The sequence below is a fragment of the Streptomyces albofaciens JCM 4342 genome (genome assembly GCF_008634025.1).
In the GTDB taxonomy this organism is placed as follows: Bacteria; Actinomycetota; Actinomycetes; order Streptomycetales; family Streptomycetaceae; genus Streptomyces; species Streptomyces albofaciens.
This window is the reverse complement of sequence record NZ_PDCM01000002.1, coordinates 2939094-2960458: the sequence shown is the minus strand read 5'-3', so window position 1 is coordinate 2960458 and position 21365 is coordinate 2939094. Positions and strand designations below refer to the sequence as shown.

At 73.7% G+C, this 21365-nt stretch carries 17 protein-coding genes; 8 read left to right on the top strand and 9 right to left on the bottom strand.

The features are described 5' to 3' along the window. Nucleotides 1-62 precede the first annotated feature (62 nt). The 4 genes from CP973_RS32735 to CP973_RS32720 all read left to right on the top strand — a co-directional run bounded on the left by CP973_RS32735 (nucleotide 63) and on the right by CP973_RS32720 (nucleotide 5081). Complete coding sequence (locus CP973_RS32735; protein ID WP_150247435.1) at nucleotides 63-704, top strand: TetR/AcrR family transcriptional regulator; 642 nt, start codon at nucleotides 63-65, stop codon at nucleotides 702-704. 126 nt (nucleotides 705-830) lie between these two features. Continuing rightward, nucleotides 831-1679: a 3-hydroxyacyl-CoA dehydrogenase family protein gene (locus CP973_RS32730; protein ID WP_030669078.1), complete on the top strand. Its 849-nt coding sequence runs from the start codon at nucleotides 831-833 to the stop codon at nucleotides 1677-1679. Nucleotides 1680-1948: 269 nt separating this feature from the next. Beyond that, on the top strand, nucleotides 1949-2272 hold the full coding sequence (locus CP973_RS32725) for an STAS domain-containing protein (RefSeq protein WP_003981297.1): 324 nt from the start codon (nucleotides 1949-1951) through the stop codon (nucleotides 2270-2272). A gap of 292 nt (nucleotides 2273-2564) precedes the next feature. Then, nucleotides 2565-5081 (top strand): ATP-binding protein, encoded by a 2517-nt coding sequence (locus CP973_RS32720; protein WP_150247434.1) that lies wholly within the window; start codon nucleotides 2565-2567, stop codon nucleotides 5079-5081. Between the two features lie 110 nt (nucleotides 5082-5191). On the opposite strand, the gene nucS is transcribed toward CP973_RS32720, so the two are convergent. Next, the gene (gene nucS / locus CP973_RS32715) at nucleotides 5192-5851 is read right to left on the bottom strand and encodes an endonuclease NucS (RefSeq protein ID WP_150247433.1); all 660 of its coding nucleotides are present in this window, start codon (nucleotides 5849-5851) and stop codon (nucleotides 5192-5194) included. A gap of 214 nt (nucleotides 5852-6065) precedes the next feature. Between nucS and CP973_RS32710 the strand changes: the two genes are divergently transcribed. After that, entirely contained in the window at nucleotides 6066-6458 is a 393-nt protein-coding gene (locus CP973_RS32710) for an SCO5389 family protein (protein ID WP_150247432.1), read from the top strand. 170 nt (nucleotides 6459-6628) lie between these two features. On the opposite strand, the gene CP973_RS32705 is transcribed toward CP973_RS32710, so the two are convergent. Next, nucleotides 6629-7657: an LLM class flavin-dependent oxidoreductase gene (locus CP973_RS32705; protein ID WP_150247431.1), complete on the bottom strand. Its 1029-nt coding sequence runs from the start codon at nucleotides 7655-7657 to the stop codon at nucleotides 6629-6631. A 188-nt stretch (nucleotides 7658-7845) separates the two neighbouring features. Between CP973_RS32705 and CP973_RS32700 the strand changes: the two genes are divergently transcribed. Then, entirely contained in the window at nucleotides 7846-8163 is a 318-nt protein-coding gene (locus CP973_RS32700; protein ID WP_150247430.1) for an ATP/GTP-binding protein, read from the top strand. Nucleotide 8164: 1 nt separating this feature from the next. On the opposite strand, the gene CP973_RS32695 is transcribed toward CP973_RS32700, so the two are convergent. The 7 genes from CP973_RS32695 to mce all read right to left on the bottom strand — a co-directional run bounded on the left by CP973_RS32695 (nucleotide 8165) and on the right by mce (nucleotide 18954). Then, entirely contained in the window at nucleotides 8165-9466 is a 1302-nt protein-coding gene (locus tag CP973_RS32695; RefSeq protein WP_150247429.1) for an ABC transporter permease subunit, read from the bottom strand. Next, the gene (locus CP973_RS32690) at nucleotides 9463-10779 is read right to left on the bottom strand and encodes an ABC transporter ATP-binding protein (protein WP_150247428.1); all 1317 of its coding nucleotides are present in this window, start codon (nucleotides 10777-10779) and stop codon (nucleotides 9463-9465) included. The genes CP973_RS32695 and CP973_RS32690 overlap by 4 nt, the downstream gene beginning before the upstream one ends. Before the next feature lie 152 nt (nucleotides 10780-10931). Beyond that, a complete protein-coding gene (locus CP973_RS32685; RefSeq protein WP_150250605.1) occupies nucleotides 10932-11705 on the bottom strand; it encodes an ABC transporter permease in 774 nt (257 codons plus the stop codon). 2 nt (nucleotides 11706-11707) lie between these two features. After that, nucleotides 11708-12748, bottom strand: coding sequence for an ATP-binding cassette domain-containing protein (locus tag CP973_RS32680; RefSeq protein ID WP_150247427.1), 1041 nt, complete (start codon nucleotides 12746-12748; stop codon nucleotides 11708-11710). 235 nt (nucleotides 12749-12983) lie between these two features. Further along, complete coding sequence (locus CP973_RS32675) at nucleotides 12984-13922, bottom strand: coiled-coil domain-containing protein (RefSeq protein ID WP_150247426.1); 939 nt, start codon at nucleotides 13920-13922, stop codon at nucleotides 12984-12986. Nucleotides 13923-14036: 114 nt separating this feature from the next. Further along, nucleotides 14037-18281, bottom strand: coding sequence for a polarized growth protein Scy (gene scy, locus CP973_RS32670; RefSeq protein ID WP_150247425.1), 4245 nt, complete (start codon nucleotides 18279-18281; stop codon nucleotides 14037-14039). A 199-nt stretch (nucleotides 18282-18480) separates the two neighbouring features. After that, complete coding sequence (gene mce / locus CP973_RS32665) at nucleotides 18481-18954, bottom strand: methylmalonyl-CoA epimerase (protein WP_150247424.1); 474 nt, start codon at nucleotides 18952-18954, stop codon at nucleotides 18481-18483. Between the two features lie 173 nt (nucleotides 18955-19127). On the opposite strand from mce, the gene CP973_RS32660 reads away from it, so the two are divergent. Together CP973_RS32660 and meaB are read left to right on the top strand one after the other, a co-directional pair. Further along, on the top strand, nucleotides 19128-20303 hold the full coding sequence (locus tag CP973_RS32660; RefSeq protein ID WP_150250603.1) for an acetyl-CoA C-acetyltransferase: 1176 nt from the start codon (nucleotides 19128-19130) through the stop codon (nucleotides 20301-20303). Nucleotides 20304-20330: 27 nt separating this feature from the next. Continuing rightward, complete coding sequence (meaB, locus tag CP973_RS32655; protein ID WP_150247423.1) at nucleotides 20331-21299, top strand: methylmalonyl Co-A mutase-associated GTPase MeaB; 969 nt, start codon at nucleotides 20331-20333, stop codon at nucleotides 21297-21299. The last annotated feature ends 66 nt before the right edge of the window (nucleotides 21300-21365 follow it).

Here is a 21365-nt window from a genome sequence, read left to right as displayed (position 1 = left end):
GGGCTGAAAAATTGCAACGCCCCCAAAATTTAATGGTGCCCAAGGAGGCGTACGATGCGGGCATGGCAGAGGGACTCAGGGAGCGGAAGAAGCGGCAGACGCGCCAGCACATCTCGGACATGGCCACCGGCCTGTTCCTGGAACGCGGCTTCGACGCGGTGACCGTCGCGGAGGTCGCCGAGGTCTGCGACGTCTCCGTCAACACCGTCTACAACTACTTCCCGGCCAAGGAAGACCTCTTCATGGACCGCAGCGCCGGGCTGGTGGACCGCCTCGCACGCTTCGTGCGCGGCCGGGACGCCGGGGAGTCGGCCGCCGCCGCCGTCCTGCGCGAACTGCGCGAGCAGGTGGAGGCGGTCTCGCCCGCCGTCGGCCTGGTCCAGGGCTACGACCGCTTCATGCGGGTCATCGAAGGCTCCGCCACCCTCAAGGCCCGCCTGTGGCACCTCCAGCAGGAACAGCTCACCCGGCTGGAGGAGACCCTGCGCCAGGAGGCGGGCGCGGCGGCGGACGACTGGCTGCCGCTCATGGTGGCCGGCCAGCTCAACTGGGTGCACAGCACGCTCATGGGCTACATCGGCCGCGAGATGATGGCCGGACGCGCACCCGACGAGGTGTCACGGGAGGCCCTCGCCCTGCTGGACGACCTCCAGGACGCGCTCGGCGGAAAGGTCCTCAACTATGCCGTGCGCGCGGGCGGATGAGGACGCGTGGTGTGATGTCCGTCATCCGGGACGTGACGCGCATCTCTAACCCTCCTATCGATCGCCGACGGGCGCTAACGTCACTGCCGAGAGCCGTCGGATGCACAGTGTGTTAGGGGACAGCCAGTGGCAAAGAAGCTCGCCGTCATCGGGGCCGGACTGATGGGGTCCGGCATCGCGCAGGTCTCGGCCCAGGCGGGCTGGGAGGTCGTCCTCCGCGATGTGACGGACGGGGCGCTGGCCCGCGGCCGGAGCGGCATCGAGAAGTCGTACGAGAAGTTCGTGGGCAAGGGCAAGCTGGCCGCGGAGGACGCGGAGCGGGCGCTGGGCCGGATCACCACCACGACCGACCTGGACGCGGCCGCCGACGCGGACATCGTCGTCGAGGCCGTCTTCGAGCGGATCGAGGTCAAGCGGGAGATCTTCCAGAGCCTGGACAAGCTGGTCAAGGACGAGGCGGTGCTCGCCTCCAACACCTCCGCCATCCCGATCACCAAGATCGCGGCGGCCACCGGGCGCCCCGAGCGGGTGGTCGGCACCCACTTCTTCTCGCCGGTGCCGATGATGCAGCTGTGCGAGCTGGTGCGCGGCTACAAGACCAGTGACGAAACCCTCGCCACCGCCCGCGCGTTCGCCGAGTCGGTCGGCAAGACCTGCATCGTCGTCAACCGCGATGTGGCCGGCTTCGTGACCACCCGGCTGATCTCGGCGCTGGTCGTCGAGGCGGCGAAGCTGTACGAGTCCGGGGTGGCCACCGCCGAGGACATCGACACCGCCTGCAAGCTGGGCTTCGGGCACGCCATGGGGCCGCTGGCCACCGCCGACCTGACCGGCGTGGACATCCTGCTGCACGCCACCGACAACATCTACACCGAGTCGCAGGACGAGAAGTTCGCGCCGCCGGAGATCATGCGGCGGATGGTGGACGCCGGCGATATCGGCCGCAAGAGCGGGCAAGGCTTCTACGAGCACTGATACCGCCTCGGACGGTTCCGGGCCCGCGGCACCGCGCTGACGCCGTGTCAGGCGCCGGGTCCGGTCCCGCCGCGGCGCACCGGCCGGTCCGCCGGCCGGCCGCGGCGGCACCGGCACGGCGTCCGGCGCGTCACCCGCACGGGTCCGGCGCCCTTCACCCCCCAGGGTGAATTCGGTATCGGTTCGCTTACAGGCGGCAACTTCGCCGCATGAGAGGCAGTCAGTTCTGTAGACGTAACGATCGAGCACTCATCACCCGGGGAGCACATATGCACATCAGGGGCGACCACGCCGAGCTGGTCGTCGGGGGCCGCCTCGACGTCCGCAGCGCGGCGGACGCCCGTACCGTCCTGCACACCGCCGTCGACTCCGGCCAGGGCGACCTGGTGCTCGATCTGACCGGCCTGGACTCGTGGGACGCCACCGGCCTCGGCGTCATCATGGGCGCGCACCGCCGCGCCGGGCGGGCCAACCGCCGGCTGGTGCTGCGCGGCGTACCGCCCCAGATGCAGCGGCTCCTGGTCGCCACCCGGCTGCACCGCATCCTCGCCATCGAGGGCGGCATCGAGGCCGAGAGCCTGCCGCGGGTCTGAGGGCCCCGGCCGGCGCACGCGGGCGCACACCGCCGCGGGCATCCAAGATCAAAGCCGCATACCGAAGGATTCTCACAACACTGTGACGTTCCGGGCAGGAGCGGACCCCGGCGCTTCGTAGATACTGGGCGAAGGTCTAAGGTTCGGTTTTCCGCCGTCCGGTACGCCGCGCGGCGGGCACCGGACCAGAAGCGGCGGCCGGGGGAGTCCCCCGGCCGGAGGCTGGGGGAGTGCGGACGGCCGGGACACAATCGGTCGGACGGCACGCCACGCATCTGGGGGGCATTTCACCATGGACCCGAACACCAACCGGGGACCTGAGGAGTACGGCGAGCAGGACGCCCCTGCGACGACGCCGGCGCCCCCGCACGGTGGCCCCGGCGCCGCCCCCGGCGGTCCCGTCCGCACCGTGCGGCTCGTCTCGGGCCCCTATCTCGTCACCGTCAACCCGGTCGACGGCAGCGAGATCGAACCCTGCCCGCCCGGCGAGCAGCCCGCCGTCCCCGGCAAGCACGGCCCCGAGGAGCGCGCCGAGCTGGCGCGCGCCGCCGCGCCGCCCGCCGTCCCGGTCGCCGCGGGCCGTCCGGCCGCGCTGCTGGAGCGCGCCGAGGAGACCGACAGACTGGTCCGGCTGCTGTCCCGCGGCAGATCCGTACGCGTCACCGGTCCCTCCGGCTCGGGCCGCACCCGGCTGCTGGACGCCGTCGCCACCGCCTGCGACGGCGTCGCGCCGGACGGCGTGGTGCGCCTGTCCGGCTACCGCCGCACGCCCACCGACGTGATGTACGAGCTGTTCGCCGCCGTCCACCGGGCCCCGCTGCACCGCCCCGACCGGGGCGAGCTGCTGCGCCTGCTCGGCGAGATCGGCGCGATCGTCGTCCTGGACGACCTCGAATTCGGCGGCGCCGCGCTCGACGAGCTGCTGGGCGCCACGCCCGAGTGCGCCTTCCTGCTCGCCGCCACCCCGGACGTCGCCGCCCCCTCGCCCGGCTCCCACCTCGAAGAGGTCTTCCTCGGCGGCATCAGCCGCGACGCCTGCCGGGAGCTGCTGGAGGGCGTCGTCGGCCGCCCGCTCACCGACGAAGAGGCCGCGTGGGCCGCCGACCTGTGGTTCGAGTCCGAGGGGCTGCCGCTGCGCTTCGTGCAGGCGGGCGCGCTGCTGCGGCAGCGCACGGGGACGTCCGGCGCGTACGGCGAGCCGTCCGACGACGTGCCCGCGGGCGGTGAGCGGCCGCTGCCGGCCGCCGCCGAGGCCGCCTCGCCCGCGCCGCTGATCGCCGCCGGGCTGAGCGAGGCCGCGCGCGAGACGCTGCGCTTCGCGGTCGCGCTGGGCGGCGAGCTGCCCCACCAGGCGCACCTGCCCGCGCTCGCCCAGGACACCCACGCGGACGCCGCCCTCGGCGATCTGCTGGGCTGCGGGCTGATCACCCCGGCGGGAGGCCACTACCGGCTCGCCGCGACCGTACAGGACCAGCTGACGGACGCCGGGTACGCGGACGACGCGGGGGAGCGGGCGCTGACCGCCGCCCAGCACTACGCCTGGTGGGCCGGGCACCCCTCGGTCACCCCGGAGCGCGCCGCCGCCGAGTCCGACGCGATCCTGGCCGCGATGGGCGTGCTGACCGGCAGCCGGGACGGCGGCCACCCCAGCGCCGCCGTGCTCCTCGCCCGTACGGCCGCCCCGGCCTTCGCCGCCGCCCTGCACTGGAGCGCCTGGGAGCGCAGCCTGCGGCACGGCGCCGAGGCCGCCCGGATCGCCGGGGAGGTGGCCGAGGAGGCGTACTTCCACCACGAGCTGGGCGTCCTCGCCCTGTGCACCGGCAACGTGGACCGGGCGCGGGCCGAGCTGGAGGCGTCGATAGGGCTGCGCGGCGTGCTCTCCGACCGGCGCGGCGCGGTCGCCGGCCGGCGCGCGCTGGCCCTGGTCGCGGACCGCTCCGGCAAGTTCACCCCGCCCGCCGGGACGGCCACCCCGGCCGGTGAGGAGATCCCGGACGCGCGGACGGAGGAGTCGGCCTCGCCGCCCGGCGGGGTGCCCGCCGCGCTCGCCGCGGCCCCGGCCGTCGACGCGACGGCGCCCACCGTCGTCAACCGCAGCGTGGCCTCCGGCAAGGGCACGGGCGGCGGCCCGGCCAAGGGCCGCCGGGCCCTGGTGCTCGGCGCCCGGCGCAACCTGGTCGCCGCGGGCGCCGGAGCGCTGCTCGTCGCCGTCCTGGGCACCGTGGTCACGCTGGGCGCGGTCTCCGGCTCCGACGGCGGTACGGGTGACAAGGTCACCCCCGAGCAGTCCGCCCAGCCGGGGCAGAGCGACGACGGCCTGCCCGCCGACCAGCCGGGCGCCGACAGCACCCGGACCGGACAGGGCGGCCGCCCCGGCACGGTCACCGGCCACCGCTCGACGGCGCCCGGCACCCCGGGCACCAGCGGGCGGCCGAGCACCGGCCCGACCGGCGGCGCCACCGACCCGACGACCGGCGGGCCGACCGGCGGGAGCACCCGCCCGACCGACCCGACGACGCGGCCGACGGACGGCAGCACCCGTCCGACCGGGAAGCCCACGGACAAGCCCACCGACAAGCCGACCGACAAACCCACGGACAAGCCCACCGACAAGCCGACGGACAAGCCGACGCCGACCGACAAGCCGACGAGCCAGGAGCCGACGGGCACCTCGGGCAGCACCGGCAGCGGGGGCACCGGCAGCGCCTCGGCCACCACCACCGGCTCCGGCACGGCCGGTGGCGGCACGACCGGCGGGGACGCCCCCACGGCCGGCGGGGGCTCGACCGGAGGCACGACCGGCGGCTGAACGCAGTACGACGGCCCGGTACGCGACCGTCCGCCACCGTGGCGGGCGTTTCCGTACCGGGCCGTCGTCATCCGTACCGGCGCCCGGTGAAGGCGCTCGGAACGGAACGCTCAGAACAGGCGCAGCTTGTCGTCCTCGATGCCGCGCAGCGCGTTGTAGTCCAGCACGACGCAGCCGATGCCGCGGTCGGTGGCCAGCACCCGGGCCTGCGGCTTGATCTCCTGGGCCGCGAACACGCCCTTGACCGGGGCCAGATGCGGATCCCGGTTGAGCAGGTCGAGATAGCGGGTGAGCTGCTCGACGCCGTCGATCTCACCGCGCCGCTTGATCTCCACGGCGACCGTCCCGCCGTCCGCGTCCCGGCACAGGATGTCCACCGGGCCGATGGCGGTGGGGTATTCGCGGCGGATGAGCGAGTAGCCCTCGCCGAGTGTCTCGATCCGGTCGGCGAGCAGTTCCTGAAGGTGCGCCTCCACCCCGTCCTTGATCAGGCCCGGGTCCACGCCCAGCTCGTGCGACGAGTCGTGCATCACCTCTTCCAGCGTGATGATGAGCTTCTCGCCGCCCTTGTTCTCCACCGTCCACACCCCGTCGCCCTCCTTGAGGGTGCACGGCGGGGACATCCAGTTCAGGGGTTTGTAGGCGCGGTCGTCCGCGTGGATGGAGACCGAACCGTCCGCCTTCACGAGGATGAGGCGGGGGGCCGACGGGAGGTGGGCGGTGAGCCGGCCCGCGTAGTCCACGGAGCAACGGGCGATGACGAGACGCATGGTGCGCCACGCTACTCGACCGGGGGCGGCGCACGCGATTCGCCCCCGCGCCGTCCCGTTCACCGGTGGCCGGTTGTCTCTGCAATCTCCTGGTGCGGGCCGGACGACCGGCCTACGGTTGAAGCGGGGGGTCGTGATACGGACACGCTCCGTCGCGAGCCTCCCGTCCGATCCCTGAGGCCCCGCTCCGGCGGGGCCGCGAGAGGAGAACCTCATGTCGCTCGACGTCTCACCGGCCCTCCTCGAACAGGCCGAGCGAGGCGAGGTCGACGAAGCCGAATTTGTCGACTGCGTCCGGACCTCCCTGCCGTACGCATGGGAGATGATCAGCTCGCTGGTGGCCCGGCTGAAGGTGGACGGCGGTCAGTTCGCCGACAACCAGACGCCGCCGCCGGACGAGCAGGCGCGCGGTCAGCTGCTGCGTGCGCTGGCGAGTGACGCGATACGCGGGTCCCTGGAGCGCCATTTCGGTGTGCGCCTGGCATTCCAGAACTGTCACCGGGTCGCGGTCTTCCCGCTCGACCCGGCGGTGGACGACAGGCTGGCCGCCTTCACCTCCATCCGTGGCCAGTTGCTGAACCAGTCGCCCGCACTGCGCGACTGCTGACCGGGTGACGCTGCCGCCGCGCACACGGGACGCGGCACCGTGCGTCGCCGCCGCGCCGGCGGCAGCGCCGGTCAACTCCCCGGCCATCTCTTTGCGGTGACGGCCCGCGGCCACCCGTACCGGTGTCCACCGGACGGGCCGCGCGGACCGCCGTACCCCCGCCGGGCTCCTCAGCCGAGCAGCGGCAGCACCTCGGCACCCAGCCGCCGGACGTTCTCCTCCGTGGCGGCCAGATCGCCGGAGCCCTCCACGAGCAGCGCGAAGCGCCGGATGCCGGTCCGCTCGGCCGAGGCCGCCAGCCGGTCGGCACACAGCCGCGGCGGTCCCACCGGGTGCAGATCGCAGAGCAGTTCCGTGTACGCCAGCGGGTCGCGCATGGCGCGGTAGCGGCCGTCGACCGTCTCATGGGCCGCCAGGCCGCGCCGCAGCCAGCCCGGCATGGCCTTGGTGAGCACCTCGGCCGCGCCCTGGCGGGTGTCGCCGACCTGCACCACGCCCGCCGAGACGTGCTCCGCCGCCGCGACCTCGGCCGGGGCCCGCCCGGCGGCCAGCGACAGACGGCGCCACAGCGCGACCATCTCCGCCTTCTCCTCGTCGCCGCAGTGCATCCCCAGCAGCATGGGCAGCCCGCGCTCGGCGGCCAGCCGCACCGACCCGGGCGAGGTGCACGCCAGGACGACCGGCGGACCGGCCGGCGACTCCAGCGACTCGGAGGGCCGCGGCACGACCGCGACCTCGCGGAAGGAGTGGCGGTTCCCCGCGGCGCCGACCCGGGGCTCGCGCAGCCAGCGCAGCAGCAGGTCCAGCGACTCGGGGAAGTGCTTCTCATAGGCGTCCAGGCCGGTGCCGAAGACCTCCAGGTCCACCCAGGGGCCGCCGCGGCCCACCCCGAGGGTGAACCGGCCACCGGTGATCAGGTGCAGCAGCGCCGCCTGCTCCCCGAGGGCGACCGGGTGCTGGGTCGGCAGCACGCTGACGGAGGTGCCGACGCCGATTCTGTCCGTACGTCCCAGCAGCAGCGCGGCCAGCGTCGCCGCCGACGGGCAGACCCCGTACGGCATGAAGTGGTGCTCGGCCAGCCAGACCGCGTCGAGCCCGGCCTCCTCGGCGACCTCCGCGGACCGCACCGCGCGGTGCAGTGTCTCCCCCTGTCCCTGGCCGGGAAACTGAGCGGCCAGGATGAATGCCCCAACGCGCATCGCTCTTCTGCCTCCTCGCAGCCGACGCGACATCCCCCTAACAGGCAACAACGGGTGACACGTGCCAAGGGCACGGCCTGGGGCGAAGTTTCCTGATGATCGCAGGATTGTGGTGGCGGGCGGGCCCCATGACCGATCCGCGTAGGGTGGTGACGGCCCGTGACCCCGTAGATTTCCCGAGGTGCCCAGTGTCCCCGCGTCGAAACCGTCCCCGCGGCGGTGAGAAGCCAGCCGACCACTCGGGCGCAGGCCGCTACGGTCTCGAACGTACCGAGGAGTGGCGCGGCGAGGAGTGGGTCGTACGGCACCTGGGGGGTGGCGGTGCGGCCAAGCACTACCGCTGCCCGGGCTGCGACCAGGAGATCCCGCCGGGGGTGCCGCACGTCGTCGCCTGGCCGCGGGAGGGCGACGTGGACGACCGCAGACACTGGCACAAGGCGTGCTGGAACGCACGGGACCGCCGGAGCGCGCGGCTCCAGCGGTCCCGTAACGCGCCGAGGTACTGACCTACACGTCGCGCTTCTCCAGCGCGGCGTAGGCGCCGCCGAGGACGACCACGGTGACGCCCACGAGGATCAGCAGCGGCTGCCAGCCGGACGGGCCGTCGGGCATGAACGCCTTGTCGTGGAGAGCGCCGAGACTGTTCGGGACCGAGTACTCGATCATCGCCTTGGCGACCGGCCGCAGGCTCTCCGAACTGAGCATGAAAACGGCCAGCAGCATGGGCAGCAGGACCAGGCCCATCATCGCGCTGATCGCGCCGGCCGAGTGCCGCAGCAGCGTGCCCGCCCCGAGGGCCAGCAGGCTCAGCACGGCCACGTACAGGCCGGAGCCGACCGTGGCGCGCAGCCACTGGTCGCCGGTCGGCGCCGGGCCGTCGATCATCCCGGCGTGTGCCGCCGCGACCAGGGTGGTGGAGACCGTGGTGATCACGAACGTCAGCCCGAACAGCACGATCGCCTTGGCGGCCAGCACTCGGCCCCGGCTGGGACAGGCCGTGAGCGTCGTACGGATCATGCCGGTGCCGTACTCCGAGGAGATCGCCAGCACACCGAGGGGGATCACGCACAGGGTGCCGAGCAGCAGCCCGAACCAGGCGGAGCCGAACACCACGGCGGTCGGACGGTCCAGGCCCGCGATCGCCGTCGCGGCCAGCAGCCCGATGCCGACGTTCAGCAGGATCATCACGCCCAGCGTCCACATCGTGGAGCGCACCGAGCGGATCTTCGTCCACTCGGAGGCGAGGGCGTGGCCCAGGTTCGTACGGCGGACCGGGATCGGCGAGACGTAGGCCGGGGCAGCGCCGCCGGGGCCGGCGGCCTGCCAGGCGGCCGGGATCTGCTGCTGGGGCGACTGCGGTGCCTGCTGCGCGGGCTGATGCGGCTGCTGGTGCGGTTGCTGCGGTTGCTGTGGGGGAACGGCGGGCGGCTGCTGCGCCTGAAGCGTCATGGTGCCCGCGTCCTTGGGGGCGCCCTGCGGGGGCAGCGGCGCTGCCTGCGGCGCGGCCTGGGCCTGGAGCATCATCGTCCCGGCCTCCTTGCCGGGCGCGGCGGCGGGCGGCTGCTGGGCCTGGAGCATCATCGTGCCCGCCTCGCGCGCCGGACCGCCCTCCTGCGGCGCCGGCACCTGGGCCGGAGGCTGCTGCGGTTGCGGCTGCGGGTGCGCGGCCAGCGGCCGGGGCTCCGGCTGCTCGGCGGGGTGCTGCGCGGGCGGCTCCGGGGCCCCGGCCGGGGGCATCGGGGCGGCGGCGCCGGGGGCGGCGGTGTCGTGCGGCTCAGGCTGCGGCTGCGGCTGCTGAGGGCTGGTCATCGGGCGTCCTCGGTGTGCGGCGTGGAGATGTCGGCGGGGGCGGCGGGCCGGGCGGCGGGCGGCATCGGCGCCGGGGCACCGGCCTGCGGGCCCGGCTGCGGCTGCGCGTACGGGTTCGGCTGCCCGTACGGCGCACCCGGCCCGGCCGCCTGCGGGTAGCCGTAGCCCTGGCCCGGAGCGCCGCCGGGCGCCTGCGCGTACGGGTTCGGCTGTCCCGGGTGCGCGGGCTGTCCGGGGTGCGCGGGCTGTCCCGGGTGCGCGGGCTGTCCGGGGTGGGCGGGCTGCCCGTACGGGCCCGGCTGCGGCGCGTACCCCTGCGGGGGCTGCTGCCCCGGCACGCCCGGGCCCTGCGGCGCGGGCGCGGCCACCTGCTGCTGGAGACCGGCGCGCTGGTCGGCCGTCGAGCGGTAGTCCACGGCGCCCTGCGTCAGCCGCATGTACGCCTCTTCCAGGGACGCCTGGTGCGGCGACAGCTCCCACAGGCGGATGTCCGCGCCGTGGGCGAGGTCGCTGATACGCGGCAGCGGCAGCCCCGTGACGCGCAGCGCGCCGTCCGGCTCCGGCACGACCTGGGCACCCGCCTCGCCGAGCACCGAGCCGAGCTTGTCGCGCAGCTCCGGCTCGGTGTCCGGGGTGCGCACCCGGGCGAAGTCGGCGGAGTTGGCCGAGATGAAGTCCTTGACCGGCATGTCCGCGAGCAGCTGGCCGCGGCCGATGACGATCAGGTGCTCGGCGGTCAGCGCCATCTCGCTCATCAGGTGCGAGGAGACGAAGACCGTACGGCCCTCGGCGGCCAGCTGCTTCATCAGGTTGCGGACCCACAGGATGCCCTCCGGGTCCAGGCCGTTGACCGGCTCGTCGAAGAGCAGCACCTGCGGGTCGCCGAGCAGCGCCGCCGCGATGCCCAGGCGCTGGCCCATGCCGAGCGAGAAGCCGTTGGAGCGCTTGCGGGCCACCTCCTGGAGGCCGACCACGCCGAGCACCTCGTCGACGCGGCGCGCCGGGATGCCGGAGAGCTGGGCGAGCGAGAGCAGGTGCTGGCGGGCGGTGCGCCCGCCGTGCACCGCCTTGGCGTCCAGGAGCGCGCCGACGTGCCGCGGGGCGTTCGGCACCTTGCGGAACGGGATGCCGCCGATCGTGACGCGCCCGGAGGTCGGGGTGTCCAGCCCCAGGATCATGCGCATCGTCGTCGACTTGCCGGAGCCGTTGGGCCCCAGGAAGCCCGTGACGGTGCCCGGCCGCACCTGGAACGACAGGTTGTGCACGGCCGTCTTGGCGCCGTAGCGCTTCGTCAGGCCGACTGCCTCGATCATTCTCCGCCCCTCGGAAGATGGTTCGGGGCAGAGGCGCTCTCGTACCCCCGTAAGGGTTAGGAGGCTATCGGGATGTTGACGGTTCCCGTCAAAACGCGTACGGGTGGGGCGCGCGGGACGCCGGGGCCGGCACGGGTGCCCGGCGCCGCTTCCTAGGCGTCGCGCCGCTTGAGCAGCAGATATCCGCCCAGCAGTACGGCGGCCGTCCACGCCAGCATGATGCCGAACCCGCCCCACGGCCCGTACGGGACGTCGTGCCCGGCCGACGGCACCACCTGCATGATGCGGGCACCGGCCTGGTCGGGGAGGTAACGGCCGATCTTCCTGGTGGCCGAGACGTTCCCCAGGATGCTGGAGATCAGGAAGAAGAACGGCATCAGGGTGCCCAGCGCCAGCATCGGGCTGCGCAGCATCGTCGCGACGCCCATCGCGAACACCCCGATCACCGTCATGTAGAGCCCGGCGCCCACCACGGCGCGCAGCACGCCCGGATCGCCGAGCGACACCGCGTGGGCGCCCAGCATCGCCTGTCCGACGAAGAAGGAGAGGAACGCCGTCACGAAGGAGACGACCAGGGCGAGCAGGGTGGCGACGGCGATCTTGCAGAAGAGGAAGACGCCGCGCTGCGGTACGGCGGCGAGCGACGTACGGATCATCCCGGTGCTGTACTCGTTCGAGACCACCAGCACCCCGAAGACGATCATCGCCAGCTGCCCCAGGCCCATGCCCGCGAAGCTGGTGCCGGCCGGGTCGAAGCCGGCCCGGTCGCGGGGCGCGGTGCTGCCGAAGTCGTTCGAGGCGAGCAGGCAGATCAGCGCGCCCAGCGCGACCGTGACGACCAGCGCGACGCCCAGCGTCCACACCGTGGACCGCACCGAACGGATCTTGGTCCACTCCGACCTCAGGACCTGGGAGACGGCCGCCATCGTCACACCCCTCGCTTCTTGTTCCGCCAGTCGGCACCCCAGCCGCCGGGCTGCGTGCCCGGTGCCCCCGGTACGTCCGGAGCCCCCGGCGGTGGCGCCGCGCCCGCCGGAACGCCGCCGTCCGCCGCCCGCGGCGCGTCCGTCGTATGCGCGTGGTACTCCACCGAACCGGCGGTCAGCTGCATGAACGCCTCCTCCAGCGAGGCCTGCTGCGGGCTCAGCTCGTGCAGGACGAGCCGCTGCCGCGCGGCCAGCTCGCCCAGGTCGGCGGCGCTCGCCCCGTCGATCTCCACCGCGTCGCCGGCCGGCACCGCTGCGTACCCGGCCTCCCCGAGCACGTCGAGCAGCCGCTCGCGCTCCGGCGACCGCATCCGTACGTACGAGCGGGAGTTCTCCTGGATGAACCGGGCCATCGAGGTGTCCGCCAGCAGCCGGCCCTGCCCGATGACGATCAGGTGCTCGGCGGTCAGCGCCATCTCGCTCATCAGGTGCGAGGAGACGAACACCGTCCGGCCCTGGGCGGCCAGACCCTTCATCAGGTTGCGGATCCAGTGGATGCCCTCGGGGTCGAGGCCGTTGACCGGCTCGTCGAACATGAGGATGCGGGGATCGCCGAGCAGCGCCGCCGCGATGCCCAGGCGCTGGCCCATGCCCAGCGAGAAGCCCTTGGAGCGCTTCTTGGCCACCGGGGTCAGCCCCACCGTGTCCAGCACCTCGTGGACGCGGGCGCGCGGGATGCCGTTGCTCTGCGCCAGGCACAGCAGGTGGTGGTAGGCGCTGCGGCCGCCGTGCACGGCCTTGGCGTCCAGCAGGGCGCCGAGGGAGGCCAGGGGGTCGGACAGCTGCCGGTAGCGGCGGCCGTCGATACGGACCCGTCCCGACGTCGGATGGTCCAGGTCGAGCATCATCCGCATGGTCGTCGATTTGCCGGCGCCGTTCGGGCCGAGGAACCCGGTGACGGCCCCGGGCCGTACGGTGAAGGTCAGCCCGTCCACGGCGAGCTTGTCGCCGTAACGCTTGGTCAGCCCCTCGACTTCGATCATGTACAGCACGCTAAGCGGGGGCCAGGAACCCCGCATCTCGGGCGTACCGGGCGCCGCCCGCGGGGTGCGGGTCAGGTCGTACGACTGTTGAAAAAAGCATTCCGCCCGCCCGGCCTCCGAAGAGAGGCGGGGCGGGCGGAGCGCGTCTGCCGCCGTCGGGCGCAGTACCGGCCGTCACGGGTGCGGGCCGCGAAGGCCCACCGGCCGCACCGGCGTCACAACGGCGAACGGCGCCTCAGCGCGACTGCTGCGCCGGGACGCCGCGGGAAATGGGCTCCTCGTCCGCCGGGGTGCCGGCCGCGGCGACCGCCGCTCCGGTCAGCGTGGCGAGCATCTCGCGGACGTTCGTCAGCTGGGCGTTGATCGAGTCCCGGCGGTTGGTCAGCGCCGCCAGCTCCCGCTCGGACTCGCTGCGGATCCGGTCCGCCTTGGCGTTCGCGTCGGCCACGATGTCCTCGGCCTGGCGCTGCGCCGTCTCCACCGTCTGGCGGGCCCGGCGCTCCGCGTCCGTGCGCAGCTTCTCGGCCTCCAGCCGCAGCTGCTCGGCCCGGTGCTCGATCTCCGCGAGCCGCTTCTCGGCCTTGGCCTGACGCGAGGCCAGGTCCCGCTCGGACTGCTCGCGGCGCTTGGCGAGGTTGGTCTCGAAGTCCGCGGCGGCCTGCGCGGCCTTGGCGCGGGTCTCCTCGAAGAGGGCGTCCGCCTCCTCCCGCTTGGACTGCGCGTCCTTCTGCGCCTCGGCACGCAGCGCGGTCGCCTCGCCCTGCGCCTTCTCGACGATGCGGGCGCCCTCGTCCTCGGCCTTCGCCTTGCGCTCCGACGCGAACTGCTCGGCGTCGTTGCGGACCTGCTGGGCGGCCGACTCGGCCAGTTCGCGGTGCTGCTCGGCGGCCCGCCGGGCCTCCTCGCGCAGGTCCTTCGCCTCTTCCTCCGCGAGCCGGAGGATCTTCTCCACGCGCGCGCCGAGGCCCGCGTAGGACGGTTCGGCGTCGTTGACCTGGGCCTGGGCGTTCTGCGTTTCGAGGTGCAGCTCCTCGATCCGCTTCTCCAGGGAGGTGATGCGGGCCAGGGCGCTGTCGCGGTCGGCGACCAGCTTCGAGATGCGGTCGTCCACCTGACCGCGGTCGTACCCACGCCGCACGAGCTCGAAGCCGTAGGGGGAGGAAGTGTCGCTCATGGGGTTCCTGTCGAAAGAGACCGGTGAGGTGATAAAGGGAATCCTAGGGGCCGCAACGGCGTGTCATCGAGTCATTGCGCGTTTGAAGTGGAGAATGGCCCCTCATTTGGGTGGCTACCCCTCAGACTGCTTGCCACTCGAACGAGTTGCGCCCGCTCCCGCGGCAGCCTTCGCCCCTTCCTTGCCACCACCGTTCGACGGCGCCTCGAAAGATTCCAACGCCTCCAGCACGTCCTGGACACGGGAGATCTCCGCGTTGATGTCCTTGCGGCGCCGCACGAGCACCTCCAGCTCGCGCTTGCCCTCCTCGACGATCCGCTCCGCCTCCGCGCGGGCCTCGGCGCGCATCCGCTCCGACTCCCGTACGGCCTCGGCCTTCTTCTGCTCGGCCTCCTTGAGCAGCCCCTCCGCCTTCTTCACCGCGGCGATGCGGACCTTGCTGGCCTCGCTGCTGGCGTCCGACACCATGCGCTTGGCCTTCTCCTCGGCCTCCGCCTGCTGCTGAGTGGCCTGCGCGATCAGCTTGTCGACCCGCTCCCCGGCGTTCTTCATCGTCTCGGCGGACTCCCGGCGGGCCCGCTCGTGCAGCTCCTCGACCTCGCTCTCGATACGGCTGCGCAGCTCCTCGGCGCGCTCCCTTATCGCGGTGGCGTCCCCACGGGCCTCGCTGAGCAGCGTGTCCGCGTCCGTACGGGCCTTCTCGACGAACCCGTTGCCCTCGGCGGTGGCCTCCGCGACGATCCGCTCGGCCTCCTTGCGGGCCGCGCCGACCATCGTGTCGGCCTGCTCCTCGGCGGCGGTCGCCGCCTTCAGCGCCTCCTCCTGCGCCTTGGCGATCAGCTGGTCGGCCTGCTCGGCGGCGTCCGCGCGGCGCTGCGCCGCGTCCTTGCGGGCCGCGTCGACCGTCTGCTCCGACTCCTCCAGTGCCTCGGTGCGCAGCCGGTCGGCCTCCGCCTCGGCCTCCTCCTTGATCCGCTCGGACTCGGCACGCGTACGGGTGGCGTGCTCCTGCGCCGAGGTGACGGTCTCCGCCGCCTCCGCGCGCAGCCGGTCCGCCTCCGCGGTGGCCTCGGCGATCATCCGGTCGGCCTGCTCGCGGGCGTCGGCGCGGGTGCGGTCCGCGTCCCGCTCGGCGCCCGCCACGGTCTCCGCGGCGTCCGCGCGCAGCCGCTCGGCCTCGCTGCCCGCCTCCGAGATCAGCGTGTCGGCCTGCTCGGCGGCGTCCGAACGGGTCTTGTTCGCCGCCTCGCGCGCCTCGTCGCCGATCCGCTCCGCCTCCTGGCGCGCGGTCTCCAGCGCCTCGGCCGCCTCCGCCCGCAGCCGCTCGGCCTCGGCGGTCGCCTCCGCGACCAGCTCCGCGGCCCGCTGCTCGCCCTCGGCGCGCAGCCGCTCGGCGGCCTCCCGGCCCTCGCGCACCGTGCGGTCCGCGTCGTCCTGCGCCGACGAGGTCAGCTCGGTCGCCTCGGTGACGATCCGCTCGGCCTCCGCGCGGGCCTCGGTGAGCAGCTGGTCCACCTGCTCGGCGGCGTCCGAACGCATCCGGTTGGCGTCGTTGCGGGCCTCCGCGCGGGCCCGGTTGGCGTCCTGCTCGGCCGAGGCCAGCGCGTCGGACGCGTCCGTACGCAGCTGCTGCGCCTTGGCGGAGGCGTCCGCCACCATCTTCTCGGCCTGCGCGGTGGCCTCCGCGATCAGGCTGTCGGCCTGCTCGGCGGCGTCCGTACGGGCCTTGCCGGCCGCCTCGCGCGCCTCGTCGAGGGTGCTGTCGGCCTCCGCGCGCAGCCGCTCGGCCTCCGCGATGGCCTCGGCGACCGTGCGGTCGGCGAGCGCCTTGGCGGCCTCGGCCTCCTCCTGGGCCTCGCGGCGGGTGCGGGCCGCGTCCTCGGAGGCGCGCTCGCGCTCCGCGTACGCGTCGGCCCGTACCCGGTCGGCCTCCTCCTGCGCCTCGGTCCGCGTCCGCTCCGCGGCGTGCTCGGCGGCCGAGCGCAGCCCGGCGATCTCCTCCTCGGCCTGCTCGTGCAGCCCGGCGACCGCGTCCCGCACCTGCTGGGCGGTCTGCTCGGCCGCGGCGACCAGCTCGGCGGCGCGCCGCTCGGCCTCCTCGACCAGCCGCTCCGCCTCCTCCTGCGCCTCGGCGACCCGCTTGCGGGCCGAGGCCAGCAGCTCCTCGCTCTGCTCGCGCGCGGCGGTGCGCTCCTGGTGGGCCTCGTCGCGGGCCTCGCCGAGCAGCTCCTCGGCCTCCCGGCGGCGGCGGGCCGCCTCCTCCTGGGCGGCGGCCAGCGCCTCGGCGGCCTCGGCACCCGTGCGCTCCGCGGCGGCGGCCGCCTCGGCACGCACCCGGTCCGCGGTCTCCTGGGCCTCGGTCTTCAGGCGCTCCGCCTCGGCGGCGGCGTCACTGCGCAGCCGTACGGCCACGGACTCGCCCTCGGCGCGCGCGGCGGACGCGTCGGTCGCCGCCTCCGAACGCAGCCGCTCGGCCTCCTCCTCGGCCTGCTGCTGGAGCGTCCGCAGCCGCTCCGCCGACTCGGCCTTGAGCTTGGCGGCCTCCTCCTGCGCCTCCCGGCGCAGCTTCTCGGCCTCGGCGCGGGCGTCGTGCAGCGCCTCCTCGGCGGCGTTGACCTTCTCCGCGGCCTCGGCCCGGAGCCGGTCCAGCTCCTCCTGCGCCTCGGTGCGGCGCTCGGCGACGGCCTCCTCGGCCTCCGTACGCAGCTGCCGGGCGGCCTCCTCGGCCTCGGCCTTCAGCGCGGCGGCGGCCTCCTCGCTCTCGCCGCGCAGCTCCTCGGCCTCCGCGCGGGCGCGCTCCAGCACCTCCTCGGCCTGCTTGCGCAGGGCCGTGGCCCGCTCGATGGCCTCGGTGCGGATCCGCTCGCTCTCCGCGCCGGCGCCCGACCGCGTCTCCTCGGCGTCGGACTTCGCCTTGGCCAGCAGCTCCTCGGCGGTACCGGCCGCCTCCTCGATCTGCTGGACGGCCTCGCGGCGCGCCTCGGCCCGGATCCGGTCGCCCTCGTCGACCGCCTCGGCCCGCAGCTGCTCGGCCTCGCCGCGCAGCCGCCGCGCCTCCTCCTGGAGCTCGACGGTCTTGGCGCGGTACTCCTTGGTGTCGTCCTTGGCGGCGCCCTTGAGCTGCTCGGCGGTGTCGTGCGCCTCACCGCGCAGCCGGTCCGCCTCGGCCTCGGCCTCCCGGCGGACCCGCTCGGCCTCCTCGGCGGCGGCCCGGGTGGTGGCCTTGGCGTCCTCGGCCGCCTTGGACAGCACCTCCTCGGCGGTCCGCGCGGCCTTCGCCAGCTGCGCCGCGGAGTCCTCCGCCGCCTTGGACCTGGCGGCCTCCTGCGCCTCGGCGACCAGCCGCTCGGCCTCCGCACGGGCGTCCGCGCGCAGCTGCTCGGCCTCCGCCTTGAGCGCGTCGGCCTCCTTCGTGGCCTCGGCGACCAGCCGGGCGATCTCCGCCTTGGCGGTCCGCAGCCGCTGCTCCTGGTCCGACTCGGCGGCCGACAGCCGCTTGGTGGCGCTCTCCTGCGCCTCGGTGACCAGCTTCTCGGCCTCGGCGCGGGCCTCGCGCAGCGCGCGGTCGGCCTCCTGCATCCGGGCCTCGGCGGTGCGCGTCAGCTCCGCGGCCTGCCGCCGCGCCTCCTCGGTCTCCGAACCGACGCTGGTCCGCAGCTGTTCGGCCTGGTCCGTGGCCTCCTGGGCCTGGGTGGAGGCGGCGTTCAGCAGGCGCTCGGCGTCCGTACGGGCCCGCCGCAGGATCGCGTCGGCCTCGGCGCGGGCCTGCTCGGCCTCGCTGCCCAGCCGGGCGCGGGTCTGCTCGGCCAGCCGCTGCGCCTCGGCGCGGGCGGCGGCCAGCGCCTGCTCGGCCTCGGCGCGCGTCTCGTCCATCAGGCGGCGCGCCTGCGCCTCCGTACGGGAGCGCAGCTGCTCCGCCCAGGCCACGTTCTCGTTGACGTGCGACTCGACGGTCTGGCGGCGCTCGTTCAGCTCCTCGTCCAGCCGGCGGCGCCGCTCGACCGCCTCGGCGTGCAGGTCGGCCTCCATGCGCGCCTGGCGCTCGGCCTGCTCCTGCAGCAGCCGCTGCGTCTGGGCGCGCGCCTCGCGCACCTCGCGTTCGGCGTCCGTACGCAACTGGTCGGCCTGGATCTGGGCGTTGCGCAGCAGCTGCTCGGCCTGGTGGCTGACGTTGTCGTAAGCGGGGCGGGACGCGATGGTGCGCCGCGCCTCATGGAGCTTGGCTCGCAACACCTCGACCTGGTAGCCGAGGTCGTCGGCGTGCTGGACCGCCTTGTCCCGCTCCGTCTTCAGCCGCTCCATCTCGGCCTCGAACTGCGAGAGGTGGTCGTCAGCCTCGTAGCGGTCGTTGCCCCGCACTGCGCGGTCCCATCCGTCCCCTGGTCATGGTGGCGGCCGGCTCCCATCTGCTCGTGCGCAGCCCGAAATGCCTCGTGCGGGACGCGTACTGGAGCTGACCCTTCCGAAGAAATGGTGTCAGATCATCGGCGGAGTGTGGACCGAGCCCCGACCCGGCCCCCGGCCGAAGATGCACTCTACCGGCCGGGGAAGGGAAAGGTCAGTGCTCTGTCGTCGAGGGAGACGTGGAAGCGGGGGCGGCAGTTCCCTCGTGGGGCGCCGCGGTGACCAGTTCGGTCAGCACGCCGTGGCAGTCCTTGGGGTGCAGAAAAGTGATCCGCGACCCCATGGAACCCACCCGCGGTTCGTCGTAGAGCACCCGGACCCCCTTCTCCCGGACGGCCTCCGCGTCCCCGTCCACGTCCGCGGTGCCGAAGGCGATGTGATGCACTCCCTCCCCGTTCTTGGCGAGCCACTTGCCCACCGCGGAGTCCTCCCGGGTCGGTTCCAGGAGCTGGAGGTACGAGGCGCCGCCGTCCGACGTATCGTTGATCTTCAGCATGGCCTCGCGGACGCCCTGTTCCTCGTTGACCTCGCTGTGGAACACCTCGAAGCCGTACGTGGCACGGTAGAACTCGACGGTGGTGTCGAGGTCCTTGCAGGCGATCCCGATGTGGTCGATTCGCGTCAGCATGCCTCCAGTGCACCGCCCGCACGCGTGGTTACGCAACGTGCGCGCGATCACACCCGCAGCCCGGTGACCCGGCGTCTACCGCTCAGTACATTGACGGGAACCCTCGTTAACCTCCCTGTACAGGAAGGGCCGCGCTGATGTCGACAGCGAACGGTACGTCCAGCACCACCTCCGTGATCGTCGCGGGCGCCCGGACCCCCATGGGCCGCCTGCTGGGGTCCCTGCGCAGCTTCTCCGGCGCCGACCTGGGGGGCGTGGCCATCAAGGCCGCCCTGGACCGGGCGGGCATCGGCGGCGACCAGGTGCAGTACGTGATCATGGGTCAGGTGCTCCAGGCCGGCGCGGGCCAGATCCCCGCCCGCCAGGCCGCCGTCAAGGCCGGCATCCCGATGAGCGTCCCGACCCTGACCGTCAACAAGGTCTGCCTCTCCGGCCTGGACGCCATCGCGCTCGCCGACCAGCTGATCCGCGCCGGCGAGTTCGACGTGGTCGTCGCCGGCGGCCAGGAGTCCATGACCAACGCGCCCCACCTGCTGCCCAAGTCCCGCGAGGGCTTCAAGTACGGCGCCGTCGAGATGCTCGACTCGATGGCCCACGACGGCCTCACCGACGCGTACGAGAACATCGCGATGGGCGCGTCCACCGAGAAGCACAACACGCGCCTGGGCATCGGCCGCGCCGAGCAGGACGAGATCGCCGCCCGCTCCCACCAGCGCGCCGCCGCCGCCCAGAAGAACGGCCTCTTCGAGGCGGAGATCACCCCCGTGGAGATCCCGCAGCGCAAGGGCGAGCCGGTCGTCTTCAGCAAGGACGAGGGCATCCGCGGCGAGACCACCACCGAGACCCTGGCCAAGCTGCGCCCCGCCTTCGCCAAGGACGGCACCATCACCGCCGGCTCCTCCTCCCAGATCTCCGACGGCGCCGCCGCGGTGGTCGTCATGAGCAAGGCCAAGGCCCAGGAACTGGGCCTGGACTGGATCGCCGAGATCGGCGCCCACGGCAACGTGGCGGGCCCGGACAATTCCCTCCAGTCCCAGCCCAGCAACGCGATCCGGCATGCACTGGGCAAGTCCGGCCTCTCGGTCGAAGATCTTGACCTGATCGAGATCAACGAGGCGTTCGCCGCGGTGGCCGTGCAGTCAATGAAGGACCTCGGCGTATCGCCGGAAAAGGTGAACGTCAACGGCGGCGCCATCGCACTCGGCCACCCGATCGGCATGTCCGGCGCCCGCATCGTCCTCCACCTCGCCCTGGAGCTGCGCCGGCGCGGCGGCGGTGTAGGAGCGGCGGCCCTGTGCGGCGGCGGCGGCCAGGGCGACGCGCTGATCATCCGCGTACCGGGCAAGTAAGCCAACCGAACCGGGAGGAACTGGGCAGTGGTGGACGTCCCCGAACTGGTGGAACAGGCACGACAGGGCCGGCCGCGGGCCGTGGCCCGGCTGATCTCGCTGGTGGAGGGGGCGTCCCCGCAACTGCGCGAAGTGATGGCGGCCCTCGCCCCCCTGGCCGGCAACGCCTACGTGGTGGGCCTGACCGGCTCCCCCGGCGTGGGCAAGTCCACCTCCACCTCCGCCCTGGTCACCGCCTACCGCCGAACGGGCAAACGGGTCGGCGTCCTCGCCGTCGACCCGTCCTCCCCCTTCTCCGGCGGAGCCCTCCTCGGCGACCGCGTCCGCATGTCGGAACACGCCTCCGACCCCGGCGTGTACATCCGCTCCATGGCCACCCGGGGCCACCTGGGCGGCCTGGCATGGGCGGCCCCCCAGGCCATCCGCGTCCTGGACGCGGCAGGCTGCGACGTGATCCTCGTGGAAACCGTCGGCGTGGGCCAGTCCGAGGTCGACATCGCCTCCCAGGCCGACACCACGGTGGTCCTCCTCGCCCCCGGCATGGGCGACGGCATCCAGGCCGCCAAGGCCGGAATCCTGGAGATCGGCGACGTCTACGCGGTCAACAAGGCCGACCGCGACGGCGCCGACGCCACGGCCCGCGAACTCAACCACATGCTCGGCCTCGGCGAGGCAAGGGCCCCCGGCGACTGGCGCCCCCCGATCGTCAAAACGGTCGCGGCCCGCGCCCAGGGCACCGACGAACTGGTGGAGGCCCTGGAAAAACACCGCGCGTGGAGCGAGGAGCGAGGAGTCCTCGCGGAGCGACGACGGGCCAGGGCGGCCCGCGAAGTGGAGACGATCGCCGTAACCCAACTACGGGAACGCATCGGCGACCTGAGAGGCGACCGCCGCCTGTCCGTACTGGCGGAGCGAATCATGGCGGGCGAACTGGACCCGTACGCGGCGGCGGACGAATTGATCGCCGGGCTTACGGGGGAGGAGACGGCGGGGTAGACCGCCCCTGGCCTTGGGGCCGCCGGGCTGGGGTCCGTGCAGTCCCCAGCCCCAACGGCGGGAAAG